The organism is Acidovorax sp. LjRoot129 (genome assembly GCF_964253765.1).
GTDB lineage: Bacteria > Pseudomonadota > Gammaproteobacteria > Burkholderiales > Burkholderiaceae_C > Acidovorax.
This window is the reverse complement of record NZ_CAXUSE020000001.1, coordinates 2,863,947-2,889,609: the sequence shown is the minus strand read 5'-3', so window position 1 is coordinate 2,889,609 and position 25,663 is coordinate 2,863,947. Positions and strand designations below refer to the sequence as shown.

The following is a 25,663-nucleotide window of genomic DNA, read 5'->3' as shown; positions in this document are numbered from 1 at the left end:
GGCCATGATCAAGAAAAATTCTTCTTCCATCTCGCTGCTGGATGCGGCCTTGGTGCGGACAGCGCTCTGGGGCGCATTTGCCAAGCTGAGTCCCCTGGTGCAGTGGCGCAACCCGGTGATGTTCATCGTGTACATCGGCAGCATCTTCACCACGCTGCTGTGGCTGCATGCGCTCAGTGCGCCGCAGGACGCCAGCATGCGCCCGGCCTTCGTGCTGGCCATCACCGTGTGGTTGTGGTTTACCGTGCTGTTCGCGAATTTTGCCGAGGCATTGGCCGAGGGCCGCAGCAAGGCGCAGGCCGCATCGCTGCGCGGGCTGCGCCGCGAGACCTGGGCCAAGAAGCTCAAGGAGCCCGTCCACGGCGCGCCCTTCTTGCCAGAGCAGGCCACCAACCTGCGTCGTGGAGACGTGGTGCTCGTAGAGGCGGGCGACGTCATCCCGCTGGACGGCGAGGTGATCGAGGGCGTGGCCTCGGTCGATGAGAGCGCCATCACCGGCGAATCCGCCCCCGTGGTGCGGGAATCGGGCGGTGACTTTTCGGCCGTGACCGGTGGGACCCGCGTGTTGTCCGACTGGCTGGTCGTGCGGATTTCGGTGAACCCGGGCGAGTCGTTCCTCGACCGAATGATCGGCATGGTCGAGGCGGCCAAGCGCCAGAAGACACCCAACGAGGTTGCGCTGACCATCTTGCTGGTCGCGTTGACCATCGTGTTCCTGGTCGTCACCGTGACCTTGCTGCCGTTTTCGATCTTCAGCGTGCAAGCTTCTGGCGCGGGCACGGTGGTCTCGCTGACGGCGCTGGTGGCGCTGCTGGTGTGCCTGATCCCCACCACCATTGGCGGGCTGTTGTCCGCCGTGGGCGTGGCCGGCATGAGCCGCATGATGCAGGCCAATGTAATCGCCACCTCGGGCCGGGCTGTGGAGGCTGCGGGCGATGTGGATGTGCTGCTGCTGGACAAGACCGGCACCATTACCCACGGCAACCGGCAGGCCAGCGCGTTTTTGCCGGCACCGGGTGTGACGAAGGAACGCCTGGCCCGCGCCGCCTTGCTGGCGTCGTTGGCAGACGAAACGCCCGAAGGGCGCAGCATTGTCGAGCTGGCCCGCCGCGCTGGTGTCGACGGCCAGAACGCAGAGGGCGTGAAGCTGGTGCCGTTTACCGCGCAGACCCGCATGAGCGGCGTGGATTTGCCGGCCGGCGATGGCCAACCAGAGTCGGCCGGCGTCGCGCTGCGCAAGGGTGCAGTGACAGCACTGGCACGCTACGTCGAATCCCTGGGCGGCAAGATGCCGCAGGACATGTTGAACGCGGCCGACCAGGTGGCCTACCGTGGCAGCACGCCGCTGGCAGTGGCAGAAGGCGCCCATGTTCTGGGCGTGGTCGAGCTCAAGGACATCGTGAAAACGGGGATCAAGGAGCGCTTCGTCGAGCTGCGCCGCATGGGCATCAAGACGGTGATGATCACGGGCGACAACAAGCTCACTGCGGCCGCAATCGCCGCCGAGGCCGGGGTAGACGATTTCCTGGCCGAGGCAACGCCGGAAGACAAGCTCGCGCTCATCCGCAAGTACCAGTCCGAAGGCCGGCTGGTGGCGATGACCGGCGACGGTACCAACGACGCGCCCGCGCTGGCGCAGGCCGACGTGGCGGTGGCGATGGGCAGCGGAACGCAGGCCGCCAAGGAGGCAGGCAACATGGTCGACCTGGATTCCAACCCGACCAAGCTGCTGGAGGTGGTTGAGACCGGCAAGGCGCTGCTCATGACGCGCGGCTCGCTGACCACGTTCTCGATTGCGAACGACGTGGCGAAGTACTTCGCCATCGTGCCGGCGATTTTTGTGTCGACCTACCCGCAGCTCTCGGCGCTCAACGTCATGCACCTTGCAAGCCCATCGTCCGCCATCCTGTCGGCCGTGATCTTCAACGCGTTGGTGATCGTGTTTTTGATCCCGCTGGCCTTGCGGGGCGTGCGGTATCGTCCCGTGGGCGCGGCTGCGCTGCTGCGGCGAAACCTGGCGATCTATGGCTTGGGAGGGCTGGTGGTGCCGTTCGTGGGCATCAAGCTGATTGACTGGATACTGGTGGCCGTAGGGCTGACTTGAGGAAAATATGATGAAAAACATTCTTCGCCCCGCGCTGGTTTTGTTTGCCGTGCTGAGCGCGCTCACTGGCCTCCTCTACCCGCTGGCCGTCACGGGTGCAGCGCAGGCCGTGTTCCCCCACGAGGCTGCCGGCAGCCTGGTACAGCGCCAAGGCCAGACCGTGGGGTCTGCGCTGATCGGCCAGAACTTTTCGGAGCCCGGGCACTTCTGGGGCCGCCCTTCGGCCACGGCGCCCATGCCGTACAACGCGGCTGCCTCAGGGGGCTCCAACCAGGGGCCCCTCAACCCCGCGCTGGCCGGCGCGGTAAAGACCCGTGTCGCGGCCTTGCGCGAGGCTGACCCCACCAACACCGCGCCGGTGCCGGTGGATCTGGTGACGGCTTCTGCCAGTGGGCTTGACCCGCACATCAGCGCCGCCGCCGCGCAGTACCAGGCGGCGCGTGTGGCACGGGCCCGCCACCTGCCGCTCGACCGCGTGATTGCTCTTGTGGGTCAGCACACGGAGCAACCCCTGTGGGGCCCGCTGGGCGAGCCGCGGGTGAATGTGCTGGCGCTGAACCTGGCTCTGGACGATGCGCGCTAGGAAGCCTCGTCAGCCATCACCGCAGGCGGCACATGGCTGAAATCCCGCGCCCCGACCCCGATGCCCTGATCGCGCAGCTGCGCGCCGAAGAAGCGCAGATCCGCCGGGGCAAGCTGCGCATTTACTTCGGTGCCAACGCGGGGGTGGGTAAGACTTGGTCCATGCTCAGCGCTGCGCAGCAGGAGCACCGCGCCGGCCGCGACGTCCTGATCGGCGTGGTGGAAACCCACGGCCGGGCAGAGACGGCGGCGCTGCTGGGGGGCCTGGAGGCGCTGCCTCAGAAGTCAGTGGAGTACCGGGGCCGGCGCCTGAACGAGTTCGACCTCGACGCCGCGCTGGCGCGCAAGCCGGCGGTGCTGCTGGTGGACGAGCTTGCGCATTCCAACGTGCAGGGCTCGCGCCATGCCAAGCGGTGGCAGGATGTGCAGGAGCTTCTGGCCGCGGGCATCGACGTATGGACGGCACTCAATGTGCAGCATCTGGAGAGCCTGAACGGCACCGTGGGTGCGATCACGGGCATTCGCGTGCATGAAACTGTGCCTGACACGGTACTGGACGATGCGGACGAAGTGGTGCTGGTCGATGCCACGCCAGACGAGTTGATCGCGCGGCTGGGCGCGGGCAAGGTCTATGTACCACAGCAGGCCGAGCGCGCCGCGCAGAGCTTTTTTCGCAAGGGCAACCTGATCGCGCTGCGCGAGATTGCGCTGCGGCGCACCGCCGAGCATGTGGAGGACGACGTGCGGGGCTGGCGGGTGGAGCAATCGGGCCACCCGGGCGCCCGGGTGGCCGCGGCCTGGAACACCTCAGGCAGCATCCTCGCCTGCGTGGGACCGTACGAGGACGCAGCGCAGACCGTGCGCACGGCTGCGCGCCTGGCGGGCCAGCTGAACGTGAAGTGGCACGCGGCATATGTGGAAACGCCGCGCCTGCAGCGGCTCCATGCCGCGCAGCGGGACAAGATCCTGGCGGTGCTGCAACTGGCGCAAGAGCTGGGGGCCGAGACGGCGGTACTGACCGGCGACAGCGTAGCCCCCGCGCTGGCCGCCAAGGCCCTGCACCTCAACTGCGCCACCATGGTTCTGGGGCGGCCCGTTGCGTCAGTTTGGTGGCAGCGATGGATGCCGGCCCAGGGCGTGGCGCGCCAACTGACTGCACTGGCGCCATCGCTCGACATCGTGGAGGCCGCGCACGCGGGCAGCTCTCGGCGCCTGCCGCAAGCGCTGTGGGCCCACAGCGCCGGACCGGACGCCCGCGAGGCTGACGAGGACAACGCCGGCCGCGAGCGCTGGCTGGGATTTCTGTGGGCGCTTGTCGCCAGCATCGCAGTCACGCTGCTCGCGACACCGCTGCACGGGCTGCTGGAGCTGACCAATATCGTCATGCTGTACCTCGTGGGCGTGGTGGCCGTGGCCATGCGGTTCGGCCGGGTGCCGGCGGCCATGGCGGCGCTGCTCAACGTGCTTGCGTTCGACTTTTTCTTTGTGTCGCCGCGCCTGTCGTTCGCGGTGGGCGATGTGCAATACGTGGTCACCTTTGCCGTGATGCTGGGCGTGGGGCTGCTGGTGGGGCAGCTTACGGCGGGGCTGCGCTTTGCTGCGGGCGTGTCGATCAGCCGGGAGCGCCGGGCGCAGTCGCTGTTCGAGTTGGCGCGCGAGTTATCTGCGGCGCTGGAGACCCGCCAGGTCACCGAGATCGGTGCGGCGGCGGTGCAGGGCCACTTTGGTGGCCGCGCGGTGGTGGTGGCACTGGATGCCTCGGACCGCCTGCATTACCCGGACGACCTGCCACCAGGTTTCGACAAAAGCGTGGCCGACTGGACCCTGCGGCAGGGCCAGAGTGCGGGCCTGGCCACCAGCACCCTGGCTGCCCAGACTTGGCGCTATGTGCCGCTGAAGGCGCCGATGCGCGTGCGTGGCGTGCTGGCGCTGGAGCCTGCCCACCCCCGGTGGCTGTTGATACCGGAACAGGCGCAGCAGCTGGAAACCCTCGCGCGGCAGATCGCCATTGCGCTGGAGCGGGTGCACTACGTCGACATCGCACAAAAAGCGGTGGTGGACATGGAATCCGAGCGGCTGCGCAACGCCTTGCTGGGCGCGGTGTCGCACGACGTGCGCACGCCGCTCACGGCCCTGATCACGCTGGCTGAATCGCTCAAGAGCGCGCCGGAGCCCGAGCGCAAAGCCGCAGCCGAGGCCATCGTCCGTCAGGCGCACCAGCTCAACGCGCTGGTCAGCAACCTGCTGGACATGGCGCGGCTGGAGAGCGATGTGTCGGGCCAGAGTGTGACTTTGCGGCGCGACTGGCAGTCGGTGGAGGAGGTGGTGGGATCGTCCATTCGTGCTGCCAGGCCGGCGCTGGGCGACATGGCCGTGCGCACCGAGCTGCCTGCCGACCTGCCGCTGGTGGAGTTCGACCCTGTGCTCATCGAACGTGTGCTCGTGAACCTTCTGGAGAATGCAGCCAAGTACGGTGCGGCGCCCATCGTCGTGAGGGCGTCGGCCACCGACAGCACGCTGGTAGTGAGCGTGCGGGACCATGGCCCCGGGCTTCCGGCGTCGGTGCGCGGCAAGGAGCACACGCTGTTTGAAAAATTCACGCGCGGTCAGGCTGAATCGGTGACGCCGGGCGTGGGGCTGGGCCTGGCGATCTGCAAGGCAGTGGTGCAGGCCCATGGCGGCACGATTTCTGCCACCAACGCCGAGGGGGGCGGGGCGGAGTTCACGGTGGTGCTGGCGCGGCGCGCGCCCCCCCCGGCCCCGGGTTGGGATGACATGGAGCAGGGCGTTGCCGCCCCTTGAAGACGATGCAGATACGAACCGTGTTGGTGGTAGAGGACGAGCCCCAGATCCGGCGCTTTGTGCGCAGCGCGCTGGAGGCCGAGGGCTGGCAGGTGCACGAGGCAGGCACGCTGCGCGAGGGCCTGTCGGCCGCCGGTACGCGCCGGCCCGATTTGCTGGTGTTGGACCTGGGATTGCCCGATGGCGATGGCGTGGACCTGATCCGCGATGTGCGGGGCTGGTCGGCCGTGCCCATCATCGTGTTGTCTGCGCGGACCGATGAGGCGGACAAGATTGCGGCGTTGGATGCCGGTGCGGACGACTACCTGACCAAGCCCTTTGGCACGGGCGAGCTGCTGGCCCGCGTGCGCGCCAACCTGCGGCGGCCCCGCGCTGCCACGGGCAATGGGCTCACGGCGGACGTGGTGGAGCCGCTTTTTCATTTTGGCGATGTCGAGCTGGACCGCAGCGCGCGCCTGGTACGCAAGGCAGGGGTGGAAGTCCACCTCACGCCGACGGAGTACCGCATGCTGTGCGTGCTGGTGGCCAACGCGGGGCGGGTGATCACGCAAAAGCAGCTGCTGCGCGAGGTCTGGGGGCCGATGCGGTCCGACCAGGCGCACTACCTGCGCATCTACATGGGGCACTTGCGCCAAAAGCTGGAGGCCGACCCGGCGCAACCCAAACACCTGCTGACCGAGTCGGGGGTGGGGTACCGGCTGGCGGTGTAAACAAGCGCCACCCCACGTCGATTGCGGGGCGTAACATGTATTTGCTATACAAATAGTAGCTAAGAGTGCTTATGGAATAAGCGCTAGAGGCCGTTTCTTTCAATATTTCAGTCTGGCGGCCGAGCGCGGGGCTGCGAGCACCGCCAGCCGCATGCTGTGGAAATATTGCTGTCAGAGGTTGTGGTGGTGGGCGCCAGAGTTATTTCGCATGCATTTGGCGGGCAAACCGTCTTGCCGGTTGCCGTGCGGCGAGGCCCCGAGCAGTTACGTCGGCAGGGGCCATGCGCAGGACTCGTGCAAGTGCGATCATCAAAGGCTTCGGCCTCGCATTCGTCAGGCGCCCCAATCCATGGACGCGGATCCGTCGTCCGAATGGCTTCTGCCTCTAACCCTGTCGCTATGCCGTTGCGCTAACGCGCAGCTGCGAGATCTTCACTTTTCTCGTGTCTTCGTTCCATGACCCAGGCAACCCCACCGCATTCCTCCGCGCCGGCCGCGCCCGGCACGCTTGACGCGTTTATTCCCTTGCTCTTCGTCGCGCTCTGGAGCACCGGCTTCATCGGCGCCAAGCTCGGGCTGCCCTATGTGGAGCCGCTCACATTTTTGGCCCTGCGGTTTGCCATCGTCATCGTGCTGATGCTCGGAGTGGTGGCGTTGGTGCGCGCTCCGTGGCCTGCGTCGAGCAAGGCGTGGGTTCACATCGGCGCGTCGGGCCTCTTGGTGCACGGGGTGTACCTGGGCGGGGTGTTCATCGCCATCGGCCACGGGCTGCCGTCGGGCATCACGGCGCTGGTGGTGGGGCTGCAGCCGCTGTTGACGGCGCTGGTGGCGGGCGCCCTGCTGGGCGAGAAGGTGCGGCCCGCGCAGTGGGCGGGCCTGGCCTTGGGGTTTACCGGCGTGGCGCTGGTCGTGGCCGGCAAGGTGGCCACCGTGCCGGGCGGCGCGCTGGTGGGCATGCTGATGCCGGCGGTGGTGGCGCTGCTGGGCATCACGGCCGGCACGCTGTATCAAAAGCGCTTTTGCCCCGCGTTCGACCTGCGCACCGGCTCGGTCATCCAGTATTTGCCGTGTGTGGTGGCCATGGCCGTGCTGGCGTACGCGACGGAAACCATGGCCGTGCAGTGGAGCGGCGAGTTTCTCTTTGCACTGGGCTGGCTGGTGCTGGTGCTCTCCCTGGGCGCTGTCAGCTTGTTGAACCTGCTGATCCGCCGCGGCGGCGCAGTGAACGTGGCCAGCCTGTTCTACCTGACCCCGCCTATGACCGCGTTGGTGGCCTGGGCGGTGTTTGGCGAAACCCTCAGCGGCTGGGCGCTGGCGGGCATGGCGTTGGCGGCTGCGGGGGTCTGGCTGGCACGGCAGACTCGGTAGCGGTCGCGTGTCCCTCCGATGGGTGTGATGCTGGCATTGTCTGAACTCGCGCTGCTCCTACCTTGCTATGCAGGGTTGGAGCGGTCTCGGAAGTCGTGTGCCCATGAGAAAGCCCGCAAGGTGGGCTGCGAGCCAGGAGCGCTCGCATCCTCGTGCTCGAAGTGAAGGGTGACGCCCTCACTCGTTGTGAGTATCACTGCGAGCGGTGGTTGTGTGGGAACGGCCGAGCGGATTTCGAGGCCTCTTGATTTCGCCAGGATCAAGAATTCATTGAGTGGCCTGCTGTGGCGCAGCAGCGCCGTGTCCTTCAGTTTGAGGGAGCCGCCGCGAGGGCGTCCTGAGAAGAAACAGTCCGAGAACAACGTATACATCAGCAACGGCGCATCGAAATGAAATTCGATGACGCCATAAGCCAGGATGACTGGAAAACAGCGCTCATCTCCAGCACGATAGGAGCCATCGGGACCGATGGCCCCGTAGATCTCGATGCTGTCTGGTTGACCGAAGATTTTCGTAATGTCTTCGGGCGAACAATTTCTTTGTGGCGTAAACGGCCCAAACCGGCCGGTCTGAAGAAACTCGAAAAGCGATATCTGCAGCTTCTTGTTTTTCATCGTCGAGTCTGGGCGCGCTGCGCTACCTCACAGCTTGCGCAGCCGCTCCAGCGCGGCGCGCAGCGTGTCGTCCTTCTTGGCGAAACAGAAACGCACCACGCGCTGGTCGAACCCGTCGCCGTAGAACGCCGACAGCGGAATCGCCGCCACGCCCATCTCGCGGGTGAGCCACTGGCAGAAGTCGGACTCGTTCAGGTCGCTCACGGCCGAGATGTCCACGCACTGGAAGTAGCTGCCGGTGCTGGGCAAGAGCTTCAGGCGCGAGCCGGCCAGGCCCGCGCGGAACAGGTCGCGCTTGGCCTGGTAGAACGCCGGCAGCTGCAGGTAGGGCGCAGGGTCTTGCAGGTAGGTGGCCAGGCCATGCTGCACGGGCGTGTTGACGGTGAAGACGTTGAACTGGTGCACCTTGCGGAATTCGGCGGTAAGGGCTGCGGGCGCCGCCACGGTGCCGACCTTCCAGCCGGTGACGTGAAAGGTCTTGCCAAAGCTGGAGACGATGAAGGCGCGCGCCGCCAAGCCCGGAAAACGTGCGGCGCTCTGGTGCTCGGCACCGTCGAACACCATGTGCTCATACACCTCGTCGCTGATGAGCAGGATGTTGGTGGGCGCGAGCAGGTCTTCAAGCTGGCGCATTTCCTCGGCCGTCCAGATGGTGGCGCTGGGGTTGTGCGGGCTGTTGATGAGGATGGCACGCGTGCGCGGCGTGATGGCCGCGCTGATCTTGGCGAAATCGGGGCGGAAGGTGCCGGGCGTGAGCGGCACCCGCACGGCCTTGCCACCAGCCAGCTCGATGTTGGGCACGTAGCTGTCGTAGCAAGGGTCGAGCACGATGACCTCTTCGCCAGGGTGCACGACGGCGAGGATGGCGGTGATGATGGCTTGCGTAGCCCCGGCCGTGATGGTGATTTCAGTGCCTGCGTCGTACCGGCGGCCGTGCAGCGCGGCGATCTTGCCGGCCACCGCTTCGCGCAGCGCCGGAATGCCGGGCATGGGCGGGTACTGGTTGTGGCCGGCCTGCATGGCCTGGGTCACCGCGTTCACCAGCTCGGGTGCGCATTCAAAGTCAGGGAAACCTTGACCGAGGTTGACCGCGCCGTGCTCTGCGGCCAGGGCCGACATCACGGTGAAGATGGTGGTGCCTACCTGGGGCAGCTTGCTCTGGAAGTCGGGGGTGCGGGCGGTGGCGGTGGTCTGTGTCATGGCGCAGCGTCTGAGGAGTCAATGCGGGGGTGAAATCAGGGCGGAGGCGGTTAGCGGTGGCCTGTGGTGGTCAGCGGTAGTCAGCGGCGTGATGGGGCGTTGGTGAACCATGCGCGCCCGCTCCCGCAGCGCTTTCAAAGTTCGTAATCGTTCACGTGGCCGGTCATGGCGCGGGCGATCAGCTCGCGGCTCAGGCGGTCGCTGAGCAGTTCGGCGAATTTGTAGACGAAATTGCGCAGGTAGGCGCCGCGCTTGAAAGCCACGCGCGCCACGCTCTGGCCAAAAAGGTGGCCGACGGGGCGCACCGCCAGGTCGCCCACCGGGTCGTCGCGCATGGCCATCTCGGCCACGATGCCGATGCCCAGGCCCAGGCGGACATAGGTCTTGATCACGTCGGAGTCGATGGCTTCGAGCACGATGCGCGGCTGCAGCTTGCGCGCGGCAAAGGCATGGTCGATCTTGCCGCGGCCGGTGAAGGAGGGGTGGTAGGTAATCAGCGCCTCGTGGGCGAGGTCATCAAGGCCGATGCGCTCCTTCTGTGCCAGAGGGTGTTCGTTGGGCACCACCAGCACGTGCTGCCATTCGTAGCAGGGCAGGGTGACGAGCTCGGGGTAGTCGGCGAGCGATTCGGTGGCCATGCCGATCTCGGCCACCTCGTCGATGATCATGCGGGCCACTTCGTGCGGCGTGGCCTGGTGCAGGCTGATGTTGACCTTGGGGTAAGCCTCGCGCAAGCGGGCCACCGGCACGGGCAGCACGTAGCGCGCCTGGGTGTGTGTGGTGGCGATGCTCAGGGTGCCGCTGTCCTGCGCGCTGAACTGCTCGCCGATGCGTTTGAGGTTACCGACCTCGCGCATGATGACCTCGATGCTCTTGAGGACGTGCTGGCCGGGTTCGGTGATGCGCTTGAGCCGCTTGCCGTGGCGGGCAAAGATATCGACGCCAAGTTCTTCTTCCAGCTCGATGATGGCCTTGGAGACCCCGGGTTGGGAGGTGTGCAGGGCCTTGGCAGCTTCGGTGAGGTTGAGATTGCGCCGCGCAGCCTCTTGCACAAAACGGAATTGGTGCAGATTCATATCTGATATCGCCTAAAGAGTTGCATCATTATGCTGCAAGCATCTAAAGGAATGAGACGCAAATCGTTGTTTTGTCAGGCGGGTGGAGGTTCGCAGGCAATTTCGGCCATGAGAGCCGTCATGCGGACGTCTTCACCAATGGCCGATTGGACGTGGAAATGTGTCTTTGGGTGGGCTCTGCGCAATTCATCGACCAGCACCGGCAGGTCCTCGCGCGCGTGTTTGCCAGTGCCCAGGAACATGGGCACGACGGTGATCGCTGGCGCCCCCTGTGCGACGAGCTCGGCGGCGGCCTCACCCAGGGTGGGTGTGCACAGCTCCAGGTAGGCGCAGACAACACGCTGCCCGGGGTGCTGGGTGGCGATCCGGCTGGCCACGGCTTCGATGGGGGCACGCCACAGCGGGTCGCGGGATCCGTGCGAGAAAAGGATGATGGCGGGGGAGCTCATGGGTATCAGTGCGCTGAAGGGACTACCGCCTGAGCACCAGCCAGCCAAACGCGGCGAGCGACAGCACGGAATAAATCAGCCCCGGCGCTGCCGCCGTGAGCCAGGGCGACCAGTTCTGAATGTTGCCCGCATAGCCGAACACGTTGTTCAGCAGGAAGAAGCTGATGCCTGCCATCACGCCGCCGAACACATAGCCCGCAATGCCGCCCGAGCGGAAATGCAGGTAGGCAAACGGCAGGGCCAGCACCACCATCACCAGGCAGGAGAGCGGGTAGAAAACCTTGCGCCAGAACTCGATCTCGTAGCGCTGGGCCGACTGGCCGTTGGCGTCCAGGTGCCGGATGTACTGGAACAGGTCGATGGTGGCCATGCGGTCGGGCTTGAGCAGCGATGCGGCGACCATGTCGGCGCTGATGCGGGTGGGCCATTCCAGCGCGGGGGCGTCCAGATGTTCCACGCGCGCCTCGTCGGTGCCTCGCTGCTCGAAGCGGCTGCGCTGCACCTTCTCGAGCGACCAGGCCCCGTTGGCCGCGAACTGCCCGGAGGCGGCCCGGGTTTGCGACGCAAGGCGGCCCTTGGCATCGAACTCGAAGATGCGCACATCCAGCATGCCGCCGTTGGGCGTGAGGGCGCGCACGTTTACAGCGAAGGAGTGGTCCTCTTGCCGCTCCTTGAGCCACGCGCCCGTGGCACCGGTGGTCAGGCGCCCAAGGTATCGCACCTTGACCAACTGGGCCGCGCGGTCCGTCAGCGGCGCAATGTAGTCGCCTACCGCAAACGTGAACAACACGAAGACGCCCCCGAGCGTGAGGAGCGTGCGCAGAGCACGCCAGGGGCCCATGCCGCTGGTGCGCATGATGGTGAACTCGGAGCTCTGAGCCAGGCGCGCCATCACAAAAATGGTGCCGATGAGCACCGTGATGGGCAGCAGTTCGTACAGGTGGCTGGGAATGCTCAGCACCACGAACAGGAAGGCATGCGAAAGCTGGTACCCCTGGGCGCCGGCCTTGCCGACCCAGCGCAGCTCGTCCACCAGATCGAAGAAGAAGAACAGCGCCAGAAAGCCCGCGGTGACAAAGGTCACCGCCAGGAGCGCTTCGCGGTGGATAAGGCGGCGGATGGTTTTCATGTCGCGCTCCCGGGCTGCGCCTTGGGTTGCCAAAGCCGCTGGACGGTCCACTGGTTGTGCCGCACGGCCAGCACCAGCAGCGACGCCATCAGCATGCCGCCGTGCAGCAGCACCATGAAGCTGACCAGGCCGAGCCGCCCGGCCCCCACCCAGCTTTGCCCCAGGGTCATGAGGTTGTAGTAGACGATGAATGCAAAAAGCGCAAACACTAGGCTAGTGCTGCGCGCGGCGCGCGGGTTGACGCTGGCCACCGCCAGCCCGAGCACCACAAAGTTGAGGGCCGCCAGTGCCAGGCCAATGCGCCACCCCAGCTCGGCGCGGTACGCGGGCAGGGGTTGCATGACCAGTTCATGGGTGGCGCGGGTCTTGACCGACAGCTCTTCGGCCGACCCTGCAGGAGCCGATCCGATGCGCGTGCCGTACTCGGAAAACTCACTGATCTTGACGCCGGGCTTGTCGCGCGTGGTCTCCAGGCGCTGGCCGTCGGTCAGCAGGGCCATGCGTTCGCCGCCCTGGGTTTCGAGCCGGGCGCTGCGCGCCGAAGTCACGGATTCGCGGGTGCCGTCCGTGGCGGCAATGAAGATGTTGTTGCCGGTCTGCGTGTCCGCTGTTTCCTTGTCGATGAAGAAAACGCGACTGCCGTTGGAGGACTCCTGGAACTCGCCGGGCGCGATGCGGTCGATGTCGCTGCGCTGCTCGTAGCGCGTCTTGAGCTCCTGGATCTGCGAATTGGCCCAGGGCCAGACGAGCAGCGACAGCACCGCAATCACCACCATGACGGGCCATGCAAATCGCACCAGCGGCTTGAGCAGGCTGATGAGGCCACGGCCACTGGCAAACCAGATGACCATTTCGCTGTCGCGGTACATGCGCGAGAGCGTGCCCACCACGGCGATGAACAGGCTCAGGCTCAGGATGGTGGGCAGCTGCCCCAAGACCGTGAACCCCATGACCAGCATGACGTCAGAGGGGCTGACGCTGCCCCGGGAGGCCTGACCCAGCGTGCGGATGAGCATCATGGTCATGACCACGGTCACCAGCACCACCAGCGTCGCGCCAAAGCTGCGCGCAAGCTCCTTGCGGATGGATGAATCGAATAACATTGGCTCGAAGGAAAACACCGATTATGAACTTTGATCTCAAGACCCTTGAACTCGCTGCGGCAGCTTCGGAAAAATGCGATTTGCTCATCGCGCTGATCCCCGAAGGCTTCAAGCCCGGGAAGGATTCACTGTCCACCCTGGCCGCGCAGGCGCTCAAGAATGGAGATCTGGCCACCAAGGCAGGCAAGAACCTGCAGCTTTACCAAGCGCCTGCGGTGGCCGCGCGCCGCGTGATTCTGCTGGGTGCAGGCGATGGAGCAGGGCGGGCCGTGCGCCAGGCGCTGCTGGCCGTAGGCGGGGCCATCAAGGCGCCGCAGACCAAGCGTGTGGTGATCTGCTTTGCAGGCGCCATGCAAGCTGGCGCCGTCAGCGCGGCTGTGCAGGCGGTTGCTGAGGCGAGCTATGTGTACACCACGACCAAGTCCAAGGTCGAGGCCCGCAGCCTGAGCCGCTGTGTGGTGGGCGTACCGAGCGCGTCTGGAGTCCAGGAGGCCTTCGATACCGGCGTGGCCCTGGTATCCGGTGTGGAGTTTGCGCGCGAATGGGGCAACCGCCCCGCCAACCATGCCACGCCCACACTGCTGGCCGATGCCGCCAAGACCCTCGCGAAGTTGCCACGCATTCAATGCAAGGTGCATGGCCCGGCCGAAGTTGCACGCCTGGGCATGGGAGCCTTCCTGGCGGTGGCCCGTGGGTCTGAAGAACCCTTGCGCCTGATCGAGTTGCGCTACAACGGCGCGGCCAAAGACAAGGCACCGATAGTGCTGGTGGGCAAGGGCATCACGTTCGACACGGGCGGCATCTCCATCAAGCCTGCGGCGGAAATGGATGAAATGAAGTTCGACATGTGCGGCGCCGCCAGCGTGCTGGGCGTGTTCCGTGCGCTGGGCGAGCTGCAGCCCGAGATCAATGTCGTGGGCCTGGTTCCGGCCTGCGAGAACATGCCCGACGGCCGCGCGGTCAAGCCCGGCGATGTGGTCACCAGCATGAGCGGGCAGACCATCGAGATTCTCAATACGGATGCGGAAGGCCGGCTGGTGCTGTGCGATGCGCTCACCTACGCCGCCCGCTTCAAGCCAGCTGCCGTGGTGGACATCGCCACCCTCACGGGGGCCTGCGTGATCGCCCTGGGCGGCGTGCGCAGCGGGCTGTTTGCCAACAACGATGCGCTGGCCACCGCGCTGCAGGAGGCCGGTGAATCTGCCCAGGACCCGTGCTGGCGCATGCCGCTGGATGACGACTACGCCGACGGGCTCAAGAGCAATTTTGCGGACATGGGCAATGTGGCTGGCCGCGCGGGGGGCTCCATCACTGCGGCGAAATTCCTGCAAAAGTATGTGGGCGAGCTTCCCTGGGCGCATCTGGATATCGCCGGCACGGCATGGAAGGGCGGTGCGGCCAAGGGTTCCACAGGCCGGCCGGTGGGTCTGCTGGTGCAATACCTGCTGAACCAGGCGCAAGTCAAGCCGGGCAAGGCCGAGAAGGCTGCGAAGGGGCTGAAAGAGGCAAAGCCAGCCCCGGCCCCGGCGAGCGAGCGCACGGCGCAGACCAAGCCCGCCGCGGCGAAACGCGCCGTCAAATCCGGCAGCGTCTGACGCTTCATGACCGAGGTCTCCTTTCACTTCAATGCGCCGGACAAGCTGGCCTATGCGTGCCGGTTCGCGCGCAAGGTGCAGCGCAGCGGGTCCCGGCTGGTGATTGCGGCGCCGGCAGAGACTTTGGTGGCGCTGGACCGCATGCTCTGGGCCCTGGCCCCGCAGGACTTTGTGGCGCACTGCCGCGACGATGCGGACGAGGAGCTGGTGCATGCCTCGCCGGTGCTGCTCGCGGCCGACCCGCGCACTGCGCCCCACCATGAGGTCCTGTTGAATCTGCATGCAGAGGTGCCAGAAGGTTTTGGCCGGTTTGAACGGCTGGTGGAAGTGGTCAGCGCGCTGGACGAAGTGGACCGCACCGAGGCACGCGCCCGCTGGAAACACTATGCGTCCCGCGGGTACGCCATCACCCGCCATGACCTCGTGTTGAAAGGCGGCTGATGGCACCACAGCAACCCCCGCGCGCACCGCCGCGCTTTGTTCCCACCCTCACCGAAGTGGTGCAGACGCCGGGCGGATTGCCAGCGCAAGGGGCCACCACCGGGCCTTCGCGCACCACGGTGATGACGTCGCCCCTGCCTCCGGTCGCGCGGCCCGTTGCCAGAGCGGCGGCATCGGCGCCAGTGTCCAGCGCTCGCCCTCCGTTGCCCAGTGCCCAGCCGCCTGCGGTGATGGCGCAACGACCCGCTCCCACACACGCAACAAGCACGCATCCGGCGACGGGCACGGCTCCATTAAATGCCGGCATCGAAGCGCGCCGGCCTCCCCCTGCCGCACTGCCTGCTGCCTCTGCGACCACCCTGCAGAGATCCGCTGCGCCTTCGCCCACGGCCGCCCGTCCGTTGCCAGATGGCTTTGAAGAGTACATGGTGCATCGCGTGATGCAGCGCGTGGACGTTGTGCTGGATCAGCGTTTGCGCGAGGCGATCGCCACGGTGGTGCAGGAACAGACGAGATCGGTGCTGCCGCGGCTGCGTGAAGAGATCGAATCGGTGGTCCGCCATTCGGTATACGAGGCCGTTGCCGATGAGCTTGCCAGCGGTGCTCCGCCAGTGCCACGGGGATGACAGGGTATTCCCCTGTGCATTTAATCGTGTTCCCTAATGATCTGGCCCATAAATTGCGATATGTTCGCCTGCGTTGAGACACAAGAACATTCTCAGCGTTTATCTTTACTGGAGATTGATATGCAATTGAAGTTGAAACTGACCGTGGTTGCTGCTATCGCGGCTGTTGCCGGTATGGCCTCTGCACAAGAGCAGGTCGTCAAGATCGGTCACGTGGCTCCGGTTTCCGGCGCCCAGGCTCACTACGGCAAGGACAACGAAAATGGCGCCCGCATGGCCATTGAAGAGCTGAACGCCCAAGGCGTCACCATCGGCGGCAAGAAGATCAAGTTCGAACTGCAGGCCGAAGACGACGCTGCCGATCCAAAGCAAGGCACCGCTGCCGCACAAAAACTGTGCGACTCCAAGGTTGCTGGCGTTGTGGGTCACCTCAACTCCGGAACCACGATCCCTGCGTCCAAGGTTTACAACGACTGCGGCATCCCCCACGTCACCGGCGCTGCGACCAACCCCAACCTGACCAAGCCAGGCTACAAGACCACGTTCCGTATCATCGCCAACGACAACGCCCTGGGCGCTGGCCTGGCTTTCTACGCTGCGGACACCCTGAAGCTCAAGACCGTTGCGATCATCGATGACCGCACCGCTTACGGCCAAGGCGTTGCCGACGTGTTCAAGAAGACCGCTGCAGCCAAGGGCATCAAGGTGGTGGACGAGCAGTTCACGACCGACAAGGCCACTGACTTCATGGCGATCCTGACCGCCATCAAGGCCAAGAACCCTGACGCTGTGTTCTACGGCGGCATGGACCCACAAGCCGGCCCCATGCTGCGTCAGCTGGAACAACTGGGCATGGGCAACGTGAAGTACTTCGGCGGCGACGGCGTCTGCACGGCAGAACTGGCCAAGCTGGCGGCTGGTGCCAAGACCCTGGGCAACGTGATTTGCGCAGAAGGCGGCTCCTCGCTGGCCAAGATGCCTGGCGGTACGGCTTGGAAGGCCAAGTACGATGCCAAGTACCCCAACCAATTCCAGGTGTACAGCCCCTACACCTACGACGCCACGTTCCTGCTGGTCGACGCTATGAAGCGCGCCAACTCCGTGGATCCCAAGGTCTACACCGCCGAACTGGCCAAGTCCAACTTCAAGGGCGTGACCTCGACGATCCAGTTTGAAACCAACGGCGAAATGAAGAACCCTTCCATCACGCTGTACAACTACAAAGACGGCAAGAAGACCCCTCTGTAATTGCATCGACATGGCCCGCTAAGGCAGCAATGCCTTGCGGGTAATGGCGAAACAAGAAAGGCCTCCTTTGGGAGGCCTTTTTCATGGGCAGGGTCAACGACAACAGTGCGGAGGTCGAGATTCCTGGCCTATATCTCCCAGTCCGTTAAAGGATCGGTGCGAAGGGCGTTAACAAGCGAGCCTGTGCGCGTCAGCGTCAGCGCCGTACTTGCAGCGAGCCAGGATTCACGATGTTGGTGGGCGTTCCCTTGATGAAATTCACCACATTGTCGAAGGCTGCACCAAAGTACAGCTCGTAGCTGTCCTGTTCGACATAGCCGATGTGGGGCGTGCAGATGCAGTTCTCCAGCCGCAGCAGCGCATGCCCTTGCAAAATTGGCTCGCTCTCGAAAACATCGACCGCTGCCATGCCAGGGCGGCCACGGTTCAGTGCAGCGATCAGGGCATCGGGTTCGATGAGTTCGGCCCGCGAGGTGTTCACCAGCAGCGACGTAGGCTTCATGCACGACAGGTCTTCAAGCGACACGATGCCCCGGGTGTCGTCGTTCAAGCGCAGGTGCAGCGAAATCACGTCGCACTGCGAGAAAAATTCCTCGCGTGTGGTCGCAGCCTGGTAGCCATCCGTCAACGCCTGGGCGCGTGAAGCCTCACGGCCCCACACACGCACGTTCATCCCAAAGGCCCGGCCATAGCCCGCCACGAGCTGGCCGATGCGCCCATAGCCCCAGACGCCCAGCGTCTTGCCGCGCAGCACGCTGCCCAGGCCAAAGTTGGCGGGCATGGACGCGGTCTTCAAGCCCGACTGCTGCCAAGCCCCATGTTTGAGGTTGGAGATGTACTGCGGCAACCGGCGCATGGCCGCCATGACGAGGGCCCAGGTCAGCTCTGCAGGCGCCACCGGAGAGCCCACCCCCTCGGCCACTGCGATGCCCCGCTCGGTGCAGGCTTGCACGTCGATGTGGCCGCCGACCTTGCCGGTCTGAGCGATGAGCTTGAGCCGGGGCAACTTTTCTACCAATTGGCGCGTGATCTGGGTGCGTTCCCGCACCAGCACGATGATGTCAGCGTCCTTGAGGCGGACGGAAAGCTGGCCCAGGCCTTTGACTGTATTGGTGTAGACCTTGGCGGTGTACGCGTCGAGCCGGGAAGCGCAGTGGAGCTTGCGGACTGCGTCCTGGTAGTCGTCGAGGATCACGATGTTCATCCCGACATTGTGCCTTGGCGTGGCAACGTGCAAGGCGCCGGGAATGGTTCCTGCACGTCAAACGGCGGTGTTTTGGTGACGGATTGTTGAGCTGCGCCCTGGAACCGCCAACGCAGGTTCACGAACCTCGGCATGCGTGAACGGCTGCCACCCTGCATGCGTCAGCGCCCACCTGAAGATACACAGCCAGCAAACATCGCTGTTCGTACACGCAGGCGTAGATCGGTTCTCAGCAGGTTCGCAATGCCGCCTCGGATGCCACCATACGGTCCAGCTCTGCGCACACGTCGGCCATCCGGCCTGCGATCACCAAGCGGCCTGCGCCCGACACCGAAGCCTTGCGCACAACCTTCGTAGTGCGGGCGCCTGTTTCAGCTACCGATCTTGCAACAGCGCTACCGCAGCCTCGCGCCATGCCAAGGTTCCGCTCTGGGAGTGCTGGAACCGATGTCCTGCCCGTCCCGTTTTGAGGGCAGGATGGAGTCTCTGCAGGCGGGGTCTGCGGGCCTACCGTAAAAGGCCAGTTTCCACGCAAGGGGCGTGGGCCGGGGGCTGCTGACGGGCGGCCTTGGACTTTGGCGCCCGTGGTGGCCTTGTTGCTACCGCTTCCAGGGTTTTCGCGGGAGGGCAGCGCTGCTACCGCAGACGGTTGTTCGAGGTTGGGCGTATCCCGCAGCCAGCGTTGGAATGCGCGCAGCGAGGACGACAAAAAAGCCAGAGTGGACAAGGCAATTCCCATGTGAAATCTCCGAAGTTCGGGGGTTGGACATAGGCAGGATTGCAACGAAACCGGCACCGCAGGGCTGGCGTACCGGTTTTGCCGGCACACCAAACGCCCGCCACCTGCGGTGCGGTAAAGGCGCAAGGCCTACATGAGCATGGTGTTGCGGATCAAACCGACAGCCAGGCCTTCAATCTCGAAGGGCTCGCCGGGTTGCACCACGATCACGGGGTAGTCAGGGTTTTCAGGCAGCAGTTCGATGGCAGTGGCTGTGCGGCGCAGGCGCTTGACGGTGACGTCGTCCCCCAGGCGGGCCACGATGATCTGGCCGTTGCGTGCTTCGCGTGTGGACTGCACGGCTAGCAGGTCACCGTCCATGATGCCGGCGTCGCGCATCGACATGCCGCGGACCTTCAGCAGGTAGTCGGGCTTGTGTTGGAAGAGGCTGTTTTCCACGCTGTAGGTTTGGTCGACATGTTCTTGCGCGAGAATCGGCGAGCCCGCCGCCACGCGGCCCACAAGGGGAAGCACCAGTTGGGACAGGCCGGGGATGGGCAGGCTGAACTGATTGCCGCGGGCTGCGTTGATGGAGCGCACCGTTTCGCTGCGCAGCCGGATGCCGCGCGACGTGCCACTGACCAGCTCGATCACCCCTTTGCGGGCCAGTGCCTGCAGATGCTCTTCAGCAGCATTGGCCGACTTGAAGCCCAGCTCCGAGGCGATTTCCGCGCGGGTTGGGGGCGCACCGGTACGGGCAATGGCGGTCTGGATGAGGTCCAGGATCTGCTGTTGGCGGGCGGTCAGTTTCGGGTTGTCGAGCATGGTGCTTTCCGGTGAAGACGCTACAGTGGCGCACAACTGTTTTTTAATCCAGTAACTGTATTTTTCACCAGTTTTTCGGAGTATGCAAGTGAGTGGGCAAAAAATTGTGGTTTTGGGCACAGGCGGGACCATCGCCGGGACCTCTGCGCTGGCCGGCGACAACATTGGCTACACCGCAGCGCAGGTCGGTGTGGAGCAGCTGTTGGCCGCAGCCCCCGGCTTGGCATTGGCCGCCAGTGGCGCTTTGCTGCAGGCCGAGCAGGTAGCCCAGATCGACAGCAAGGACATGGACACGGCCGTCTGGCAGGCGCTCGCCCTGCGCTGCGCACACCATTTGCAGAACCCGGCCGTGCAGGGGGTGGTAATCACCCACGGCACGGACACCCTCGAAGAAACCGCCTGGTTTTTGCACGAGGCGCTCGACACACGCTCCAAGCCGGTGGTGTTGACCTGCGCCATGCGGCCCGCTACCGCGCTCACACCCGACGGGCCTCAGAACCTGTTGGACGCCATGGCCGTGGCAACAACCCCTGGTGCGCGGGGCGTGCTTTTGGTGGCGGCGGGTGAAATCCACGGCGCCCGGCAAATTCAGAAAGTGCATCCGTACCGCGTCAATGCCTTCAGCTCCGGGGAGGCCGGCCCCCTCGGGTGGGTGGAGGAGGGGACGGCTCGTTTGGCACAAAATTGGCCGCTAGCGCTTGATGCAAAAGCACTATCAGCTATTAAAAGCATAGCAAACATCCAGATATGGCCCCGGGTCGAGATCGTCGTGAGCCACGCGGGCGCTACCGGCGCTTTGGTAGACGCACTGGTGCGCGACGGGGTGCAGGGCCTTGTGGTTGCCTGCACCGGTAACGGCACCATCCACCACGCGCTGGAGGCGGCGCTGCTGCGGGCGCAGGACGTGGGCGTGCGGGTGGTGCGTGCTACGCGCTGCCCGGAGGGACAGGTGCTGCCCAAGCCGGGGGATGCGTTGCCCGATTCGCGCGGGCTGTCGCCGGTGAAGGCCCGGATCTCGCTGATGCTCGACCTTCTTCAGCATTAACCGCCACTTAGCCACCCACCCACCCGTCGCCATGTTCCTCGCCTCCCTCAAGACCCATGCCTGGGCCTACCCGGCTCTGGAAGTGGCACACATCGTGGGGATTGCGATGCTGCTGGGCAACCTGGTGTTGCTGGAGCTGCGGGTGTTTGGCCGGGGGGCGGGTTTGCCGGTCAAGGATCTCGCGCGCTTGAGCCTGTCGGTGGCGCTGTGCGGATTTGCGCTGGCCGCCGCATCCGGTCTGTTGATGTTTGCCACCCAGCCTGCCGAACTGCTCGCCAGCCGTGCATTTACCTTGAAGATGCTGTTGTTAATGCTTGCGGGCTGCAATGCGGCGTGGTTCCATGGGCGCGGCTCGCTGGCACGCCTGGATGGGCTGGCCAAAGCGCAGATGCTGGTCTCCACCGTCATCTGGCTTGCGGTCGTGGTCTGCGGCCGCTGGATTGCCTACCTGTAGGCCGCCTGACCACCGCTGTTTGGCGCGCCTTGCCTGTTTCATTGACCACTAGGAGAGTCCCGATGAGCCTGCAACGCCGCCACCTGCTTGTGGCCGCTGCCGCCGCGCCGCTGGGCGCACATGCGCACCACGGATGGAGCAGTTTTGAAGCCGACCGCCCGATCTATCTGGAGGGCACGGTACGTTCCGTGCGCTGGCAGAACCCGCACGCCGAGCTGCAGCTGGATGTCCCGGCCGACTTGAAGCTGCCGACCAACCTGGCGCAGCGTGCGCTCCCGGCCCAGACCGCCCCGGTGGACGGCAAGGCCTTGCTCGCCAAGGCGGTGGTACCCACGCGCAAGGACCGCCAGTGGGAGGTCGAACTGGCGCCGCTGACGCGCATGCAGGCCTGGCAGGTGCAGGAGATCAAGCCGGGCACCGCGTTATCGGTGGTGGGCTTCACGTTGCGCGATGAACAGGGCGACGCGGTTTTGCGCGCCGAGTACCTGTTTGTGGATGGCAAGGCGTATGGCCTGCGATCCAGCCCGGCTTGATCGGCGCTGACGTCGAGCGCCCTGAGTGAACAGATGCCTCGGTGGCCGCTAGGACTGGTCCTTAGCTGCACGCCAGCGCCAGCCGCTTACGCTTGCAACCGCCCACAAAGACAACGGCGCCTTGGGTTAACCAAGGCGCCGTCCGGTGCGCATCCACGCTGAGGGTCGGAGCCGCTCAGCTGAGTTCTGCGCTGATCAGCTGGCCAACGCCTGCAGCGCGCGCGTGGTGATTTCGTCCACGCTGCCGGTGCCGCTGATGGCGCGGTACTTGGGGGCGGCGTCCGGCTCGGCCTTGGCCCAGCTGCTGTAGTAGTCCACCAGGGGGCGCGTCTGGTCGCTGTAAACCTGCAGGCGCTTCTGCACGGTTTCTTCCTTGTCGTCTTCGCGCTGGATCAGCTCCTCGCCTGTCACGTCGTCCTTGCCTTCCACTTTGGGCGGGTTGAATTTGACGTGGTAGGTGCGGCCGCTGGCAGGGTGCGAGCGGCGGCCGCTCATGCGTTCGATGATGGCGTCGAAGGGGACGTCGATCTCCAGCACATAGTCGAGCTTGACGCCGGCGGCCTTCATGGCGTCGGCCTGGGGAATCGTGCGGGGGAAGCCGTCGAACAGGAAGCCCTTGGCGCAGTCGGGCTGGGTGATGCGTTCCTTCACGAGACCGATGATGATGTCGTCACTGACCAGGGCACCCGAATCCATCACAGCCTTGGCCTGCAGGCCAAGGGGTGTGCCGGCTTTGACGGCAGCACGCAGCATGTCGCCGGTGGAGATTTGCGGGATGCCGTACTTCTGGCAGATGAACGTGGCTTGCGTGCCCTTTCCGGCGCCAGGCGCGCCCAACAGGATCAGTCTCATGGAACTCCTCGAAGGTTAGAAATCGTTTGGCGTCGCTGGCGAGGGCGTGCAAAAAGCCACCGCATGCGGAAAGCGGTGGCTTCTGGGGTGCCCGGGATGCGGTGCTTTGTCTCGTTACAGTCGAGGATAGCATGTGACAACCTTGCCCTGACTTAAAGGGGAACCCCGCGGCAGCACCGGTCTTGGGTGCGTTTGGCAGGGCTCGCGCTGCGGTTACGACAGGCTGGCGAAAAGCCCGCGCACGCGCTCCAGGTCCTGCGGCGTGTCCACGCCGGGGCCCGGCGCTGCATCGGTCAGGTGCACCGCGATCCGATGTCCGTGCCACAGCGCGCGCAGCTGCTCCAGCGCCTCGACAGCCTCGGTCGGCGCGGGCGCAAGGCCAGGGAACTGCCGCAAAAAACCAGCGCGATAGCTGTAGATGCCCACATGGCGCAGCGGCGCAAAGCCGGCCAGTGCCGCAACGCCCGGAGCGGCGGCTTGGGCCGCGCCGTCTTGCCACCAGGCCGTGCCGGCATGGTCGCGCGCAAAGGGGATGGGGGCGCGGCTGAAGTAGTGCGCCAAACCACGCGCGTCCAGCACGACCTTGACCACGTTGGGGTTGGTGTAATCGGCCAGCGTGGCCAGCGCGTGGGCTGCGGTGCCCATGCTGGCCTCGGGCCGTGCCGGCAACAGGGCGGCCACGGCGTTGATGAGGGCCGGGTCCATCAAAGGCTCGTCGCCCTGTACGTTGACCACGATGTCGTCGCCATCCAGGCCCAGCTGAATGCTGGCCTCGGCCAGCCGGTCGCTGCCGCTGGCATGGTCGGCGCGCGTGAGGATCGCCTCCACCCCGTGCTGGGCGCAGGCCTGCAGGATGCGCGGGTCGTCGGCGGCCACCACCACACGGCTGGCGGCGCTCTGCATTGCGCGCTGCGCTACCCGCACCACCATGGGCACGCCGCCGATGTCCGCCAGGGGCTTGTCGGGCAGGCGGCTTGAGGCCATCCGCGCAGGGATCAGCACCGTGAATTGGCCACCTGCGGCGCCGCCAGCTGCAGGCATTGCGCTCACTGCTCCAGTTCCTCGTCGGTCAGTGTGCGGGCTTCGTTCTCCAGCAGCACCGGAATGCCATCACGCACCGGGTAGGCCAGGCGGGCGCTGCGCGAGACGAGCTCCTGCGCCTCGCGGTCAAAGGTCAGAGGGCCCTTCGTGACGGGGCAGACCAGCAGTTCGAGCAGTTTGGGGTCCATGGCTTGGCTTTCTGGGAAATGGGTCGTTCGTCGGGCAGGCGGGGATGATAGCGGCGGCCGTGTTCAGGAAGGTACCAGCCGATCAGCTTGGAATCGAAAGGTGCGCGTCCAGAGCGCTGAAGAACGCAGGGTCGATGTGCAATTGCAGGGGCACAGCCAGCGCGTCCGGGTGCTGCTGCCAGAGCTTGATTGCGTCTTTTTCGGTGCAAATCAGCGCCTGGCGCTTGTCTTGCAAGCACTTCCAGCTATCAAAATCATAGTGATCGGGCAACGCCTCGGTATGCGCCAGCGCCAACCCCCGCGCCTGCAGCATGGCGAAGAAGTCGGCCGGGCGCGCCACTGCGGCGACGGCGTGCAGGGGCTGGCCTTGAAGGTCGGACAGCAGAACCTTGCTGCCGTCCGCTCGCAGCGCGTAGCCCGCCAGCCGCCGCTCCAGGCGGAAGGCAGGCGCAGCGCTATTTGGGGGAGCGTCGCCGGCGTACAGCACCAGATCCACTGGCCGGGGCCAGGGCTCGCGCAGCGGCCCCGCGGGCAGCAGAAAGCCGTTGCCCACCCCCTGGTCGTTGAAGATGCAGACCTCCACGTCGCGGCGTAGCGCCAGGTGCTGTAGGCCGTCGTCACAGACGATTACGTCGGTATCGGGGTAGGCGGCAAGCAGCGCACGTGCCGCGTCGGAGCGCTGGCGTGCCACAAACACCGGTACCGCCGCCAAGCCGCTGGCCAGGCTGCGGGCGATGAGGGCCGGTTCGTCGCCGACATCGGCGGCGGAGCTGTCGGGGCGCACCTCGCGGCAGTCGGTTGTGCGCCGGCCGTAGCCGCGCGAGATCACGCCCGCGCGCAGGCCGCGCGACTGCAGGTGCCGCACCAGTTCGATCACCACCGGGGTCTTGCCCGCGCCGCCCGCAATCACGTTGCCGACCACGATCACCGGCCGCCCGGGGTGGCTGGAGGAGAACACGCCCGTGCGGTAGAGCCCGCGCCGCACAGCCACCAGCGCCCGGTACACCAGCGACAGCGGCCACAGCGCCCAGGCCACAAGGCCGCGCTTGTGCCATGCCTGCTGCAGGCCCTGCGCGGCGGCGCGGCCGGAATCGGCTGAAGAATGCGGAGGAGAAGAGGGGGCCGACGGCTGCGGCCCGGAGCCCGCCATGCGGGTCAGCGGCTGGGGGCGCGCCCCGCCGCGGAAGACTGGGTGGCAAACGTGATCTGCGTGAGGCCCACCCGGCGGGCGGCTTCCATCACCGACACCACGGCCTGGTGCGGCGCCATGGCGTCCGCGCTGATGATCACCACGCTGCCCTGGCCGGCGGTGGCCGCACCGCGCAGCGCCTGCGCAATCGCCTCCACGCCCTTGCCGTCCACGCCCGTCTTGTTGACGGCATAGCGCCCATCGGACGCCACCGACACGATGACTTCCTTGGGGTGGTCGCGCTGCTGGTCGGCATCGGCCACCGGCAGGGTGAGTTGCAGTTCGGTGAATTTGCTGTACGTGGTGGTCAACATCAAAAAGATGAGGATCACCAGCAGCACGTCGATGAACGGGATCAGGTTGATCTCGGGCTCTTCCTTGGCGCGGGGGCGGAAATTCATGTCAACGATCCAATGTGCCGCAGGCGTCACCAGCGGGCTTTTGAAACCGGCGCGGCCCACGCGAGCGGCCGCCGTGCAAGGGCCGCCCCGCCACACTGGCGGCGTCCACCTACCCGCGGCGCGCAGTGCTGCGAGAGGCGAAGGAAGGCGCGATAGCGCCTCAGGG

25 protein-coding genes are annotated in these 25,663 nt (G+C 65.6%); 12 read left to right on the top strand and 13 right to left on the bottom strand.

Annotation, left to right across the window (positions count from 1 at the left end):
• Positions 1 to 4: 4 nt before the first annotated feature.
• The 5 genes from kdpB (at position 5) to ACSQ3Q_RS13210 (ending at position 7,566) form a co-directional block, all read left to right on the top strand.
• Complete coding sequence (gene kdpB, locus ACSQ3Q_RS13230) at positions 5 to 2,104, top strand: potassium-transporting ATPase subunit KdpB (RefSeq protein ID WP_436134830.1); 2,100 nt, start codon at positions 5 to 7, stop codon at positions 2,102 to 2,104.
• A 10-nt stretch (positions 2,105 to 2,114) separates the two neighbouring features.
• Positions 2,115 to 2,687 carry a potassium-transporting ATPase subunit KdpC gene (gene kdpC / locus ACSQ3Q_RS13225; RefSeq protein ID WP_436134829.1) on the top strand — a complete coding sequence of 191 codons (573 nt, stop codon included), beginning with the start codon at positions 2,115 to 2,117 and terminating at the stop codon, positions 2,685 to 2,687.
• Between the two features lie 32 nt (positions 2,688 to 2,719).
• Positions 2,720 to 5,488 (top strand): DUF4118 domain-containing protein, encoded by a 2,769-nt coding sequence (locus ACSQ3Q_RS13220; RefSeq protein ID WP_436134828.1) that lies wholly within the window; start codon positions 2,720 to 2,722, stop codon positions 5,486 to 5,488.
• A 5-nt stretch (positions 5,489 to 5,493) separates the two neighbouring features.
• Entirely contained in the window at positions 5,494 to 6,198 is a 705-nt protein-coding gene (gene kdpE / locus ACSQ3Q_RS13215; RefSeq protein WP_436134827.1) for a two-component system response regulator KdpE, read from the top strand.
• Between the two features lie 456 nt (positions 6,199 to 6,654).
• On the top strand, positions 6,655 to 7,566 hold the full coding sequence (locus ACSQ3Q_RS13210) for a DMT family transporter (RefSeq protein ID WP_436134826.1): 912 nt from the start codon (positions 6,655 to 6,657) through the stop codon (positions 7,564 to 7,566).
• A 65-nt stretch (positions 7,567 to 7,631) separates the two neighbouring features.
• Here ACSQ3Q_RS13210 and ACSQ3Q_RS13205 read toward each other — a convergent pair whose 3' ends face one another.
• From ACSQ3Q_RS13205 to lptF, 6 genes are all read right to left on the bottom strand, one after another.
• The gene (locus tag ACSQ3Q_RS13205) at positions 7,632 to 8,180 is read right to left on the bottom strand and encodes a hypothetical protein (protein WP_436134825.1); all 549 of its coding nucleotides are present in this window, start codon (positions 8,178 to 8,180) and stop codon (positions 7,632 to 7,634) included.
• A 27-nt stretch (positions 8,181 to 8,207) separates the two neighbouring features.
• On the bottom strand, positions 8,208 to 9,380 hold the full coding sequence (locus ACSQ3Q_RS13200) for a pyridoxal phosphate-dependent aminotransferase (RefSeq protein ID WP_436134824.1): 1,173 nt from the start codon (positions 9,378 to 9,380) through the stop codon (positions 8,208 to 8,210).
• A gap of 134 nt (positions 9,381 to 9,514) precedes the next feature.
• Entirely contained in the window at positions 9,515 to 10,456 is a 942-nt protein-coding gene (locus ACSQ3Q_RS13195) for a CysB family HTH-type transcriptional regulator (protein WP_436134823.1), read from the bottom strand.
• Between the two features lie 74 nt (positions 10,457 to 10,530).
• A complete protein-coding gene (locus ACSQ3Q_RS13190) occupies positions 10,531 to 10,905 on the bottom strand; it encodes a sirohydrochlorin chelatase (protein WP_436134822.1) in 375 nt (124 codons plus the stop codon).
• A gap of 22 nt (positions 10,906 to 10,927) precedes the next feature.
• On the bottom strand, positions 10,928 to 12,034 hold the full coding sequence (lptG, locus tag ACSQ3Q_RS13185) for an LPS export ABC transporter permease LptG (RefSeq protein ID WP_436134821.1): 1,107 nt from the start codon (positions 12,032 to 12,034) through the stop codon (positions 10,928 to 10,930).
• On the bottom strand, positions 12,031 to 13,137 hold the full coding sequence (gene lptF, locus ACSQ3Q_RS13180) for an LPS export ABC transporter permease LptF (protein ID WP_436134820.1): 1,107 nt from the start codon (positions 13,135 to 13,137) through the stop codon (positions 12,031 to 12,033). The genes lptG and lptF overlap by 4 nt, the downstream gene beginning before the upstream one ends.
• Positions 13,138 to 13,160: 23 nt before the next feature.
• On the opposite strand from lptF, the gene ACSQ3Q_RS13175 reads away from it, so the two are divergent.
• The 4 genes from ACSQ3Q_RS13175 (at position 13,161) to ACSQ3Q_RS13160 (ending at position 17,047) form a co-directional block, all read left to right on the top strand.
• Positions 13,161 to 14,732 carry a leucyl aminopeptidase gene (locus tag ACSQ3Q_RS13175; protein ID WP_436134819.1) on the top strand — a complete coding sequence of 524 codons (1,572 nt, stop codon included), beginning with the start codon at positions 13,161 to 13,163 and terminating at the stop codon, positions 14,730 to 14,732.
• A 6-nt stretch (positions 14,733 to 14,738) separates the two neighbouring features.
• On the top strand, positions 14,739 to 15,173 hold the full coding sequence (locus tag ACSQ3Q_RS13170; protein WP_436134818.1) for a DNA polymerase III subunit chi: 435 nt from the start codon (positions 14,739 to 14,741) through the stop codon (positions 15,171 to 15,173).
• On the top strand, positions 15,173 to 15,799 hold the full coding sequence (locus ACSQ3Q_RS13165) for a hypothetical protein (RefSeq protein ID WP_436134817.1): 627 nt from the start codon (positions 15,173 to 15,175) through the stop codon (positions 15,797 to 15,799). The genes ACSQ3Q_RS13170 and ACSQ3Q_RS13165 overlap by 1 nt, the downstream gene beginning before the upstream one ends.
• 120 nt (positions 15,800 to 15,919) lie before the next feature.
• Positions 15,920 to 17,047, top strand: a complete 1,128-nt coding sequence (locus tag ACSQ3Q_RS13160; protein ID WP_436134816.1) for a branched-chain amino acid ABC transporter substrate-binding protein — start codon at positions 15,920 to 15,922, stop codon at positions 17,045 to 17,047.
• Between the two features lie 196 nt (positions 17,048 to 17,243).
• On the opposite strand, the gene ACSQ3Q_RS13155 is transcribed toward ACSQ3Q_RS13160, so the two are convergent.
• Both ACSQ3Q_RS13155 and lexA read right to left on the bottom strand, forming a co-directional pair.
• Complete coding sequence (locus tag ACSQ3Q_RS13155; protein WP_436134815.1) at positions 17,244 to 18,251, bottom strand: D-2-hydroxyacid dehydrogenase family protein; 1,008 nt, start codon at positions 18,249 to 18,251, stop codon at positions 17,244 to 17,246.
• A gap of 868 nt (positions 18,252 to 19,119) precedes the next feature.
• Positions 19,120 to 19,794, bottom strand: coding sequence for a transcriptional repressor LexA (lexA, locus tag ACSQ3Q_RS13150; RefSeq protein WP_436134814.1), 675 nt, complete (start codon positions 19,792 to 19,794; stop codon positions 19,120 to 19,122).
• Between the two features lie 82 nt (positions 19,795 to 19,876).
• Here lexA and ACSQ3Q_RS13145 point away from each other — a divergent pair, with 82 nt between their 5' ends.
• From ACSQ3Q_RS13145 to ACSQ3Q_RS13135, 3 genes are all read left to right on the top strand, one after another.
• Positions 19,877 to 20,839 carry an asparaginase gene (locus ACSQ3Q_RS13145; protein ID WP_436134813.1) on the top strand — a complete coding sequence of 321 codons (963 nt, stop codon included), beginning with the start codon at positions 19,877 to 19,879 and terminating at the stop codon, positions 20,837 to 20,839.
• A 31-nt stretch (positions 20,840 to 20,870) separates the two neighbouring features.
• The gene (locus ACSQ3Q_RS13140) at positions 20,871 to 21,293 is read left to right on the top strand and encodes a hypothetical protein (RefSeq protein WP_436134812.1); all 423 of its coding nucleotides are present in this window, start codon (positions 20,871 to 20,873) and stop codon (positions 21,291 to 21,293) included.
• Between the two features lie 62 nt (positions 21,294 to 21,355).
• Positions 21,356 to 21,826, top strand: coding sequence for a DUF6152 family protein (locus ACSQ3Q_RS13135; RefSeq protein ID WP_436134811.1), 471 nt, complete (start codon positions 21,356 to 21,358; stop codon positions 21,824 to 21,826).
• Between the two features lie 195 nt (positions 21,827 to 22,021).
• On the opposite strand, the gene adk is transcribed toward ACSQ3Q_RS13135, so the two are convergent.
• The 5 genes from adk to ACSQ3Q_RS13110 form a co-directional block, all read right to left on the bottom strand.
• Entirely contained in the window at positions 22,022 to 22,678 is a 657-nt protein-coding gene (adk, locus tag ACSQ3Q_RS13130; protein ID WP_436134810.1) for an adenylate kinase, read from the bottom strand.
• A gap of 213 nt (positions 22,679 to 22,891) precedes the next feature.
• Positions 22,892 to 23,719 (bottom strand): 3-deoxy-manno-octulosonate cytidylyltransferase, encoded by an 828-nt coding sequence (gene kdsB, locus ACSQ3Q_RS13125; RefSeq protein WP_436136999.1) that lies wholly within the window; start codon positions 23,717 to 23,719, stop codon positions 22,892 to 22,894.
• 5 nt (positions 23,720 to 23,724) lie between these two features.
• Complete coding sequence (locus ACSQ3Q_RS13120; protein WP_436134809.1) at positions 23,725 to 23,907, bottom strand: Trm112 family protein; 183 nt, start codon at positions 23,905 to 23,907, stop codon at positions 23,725 to 23,727.
• 82 nt (positions 23,908 to 23,989) lie between these two features.
• On the bottom strand, positions 23,990 to 25,057 hold the full coding sequence (gene lpxK / locus ACSQ3Q_RS13115; protein WP_436134808.1) for a tetraacyldisaccharide 4'-kinase: 1,068 nt from the start codon (positions 25,055 to 25,057) through the stop codon (positions 23,990 to 23,992).
• 5 nt (positions 25,058 to 25,062) lie between these two features.
• Positions 25,063 to 25,497 carry an ExbD/TolR family protein gene (locus ACSQ3Q_RS13110; protein WP_436134807.1) on the bottom strand — a complete coding sequence of 145 codons (435 nt, stop codon included), beginning with the start codon at positions 25,495 to 25,497 and terminating at the stop codon, positions 25,063 to 25,065.
• Between the last annotated feature and the right edge of the window lie 166 nt (positions 25,498 to 25,663).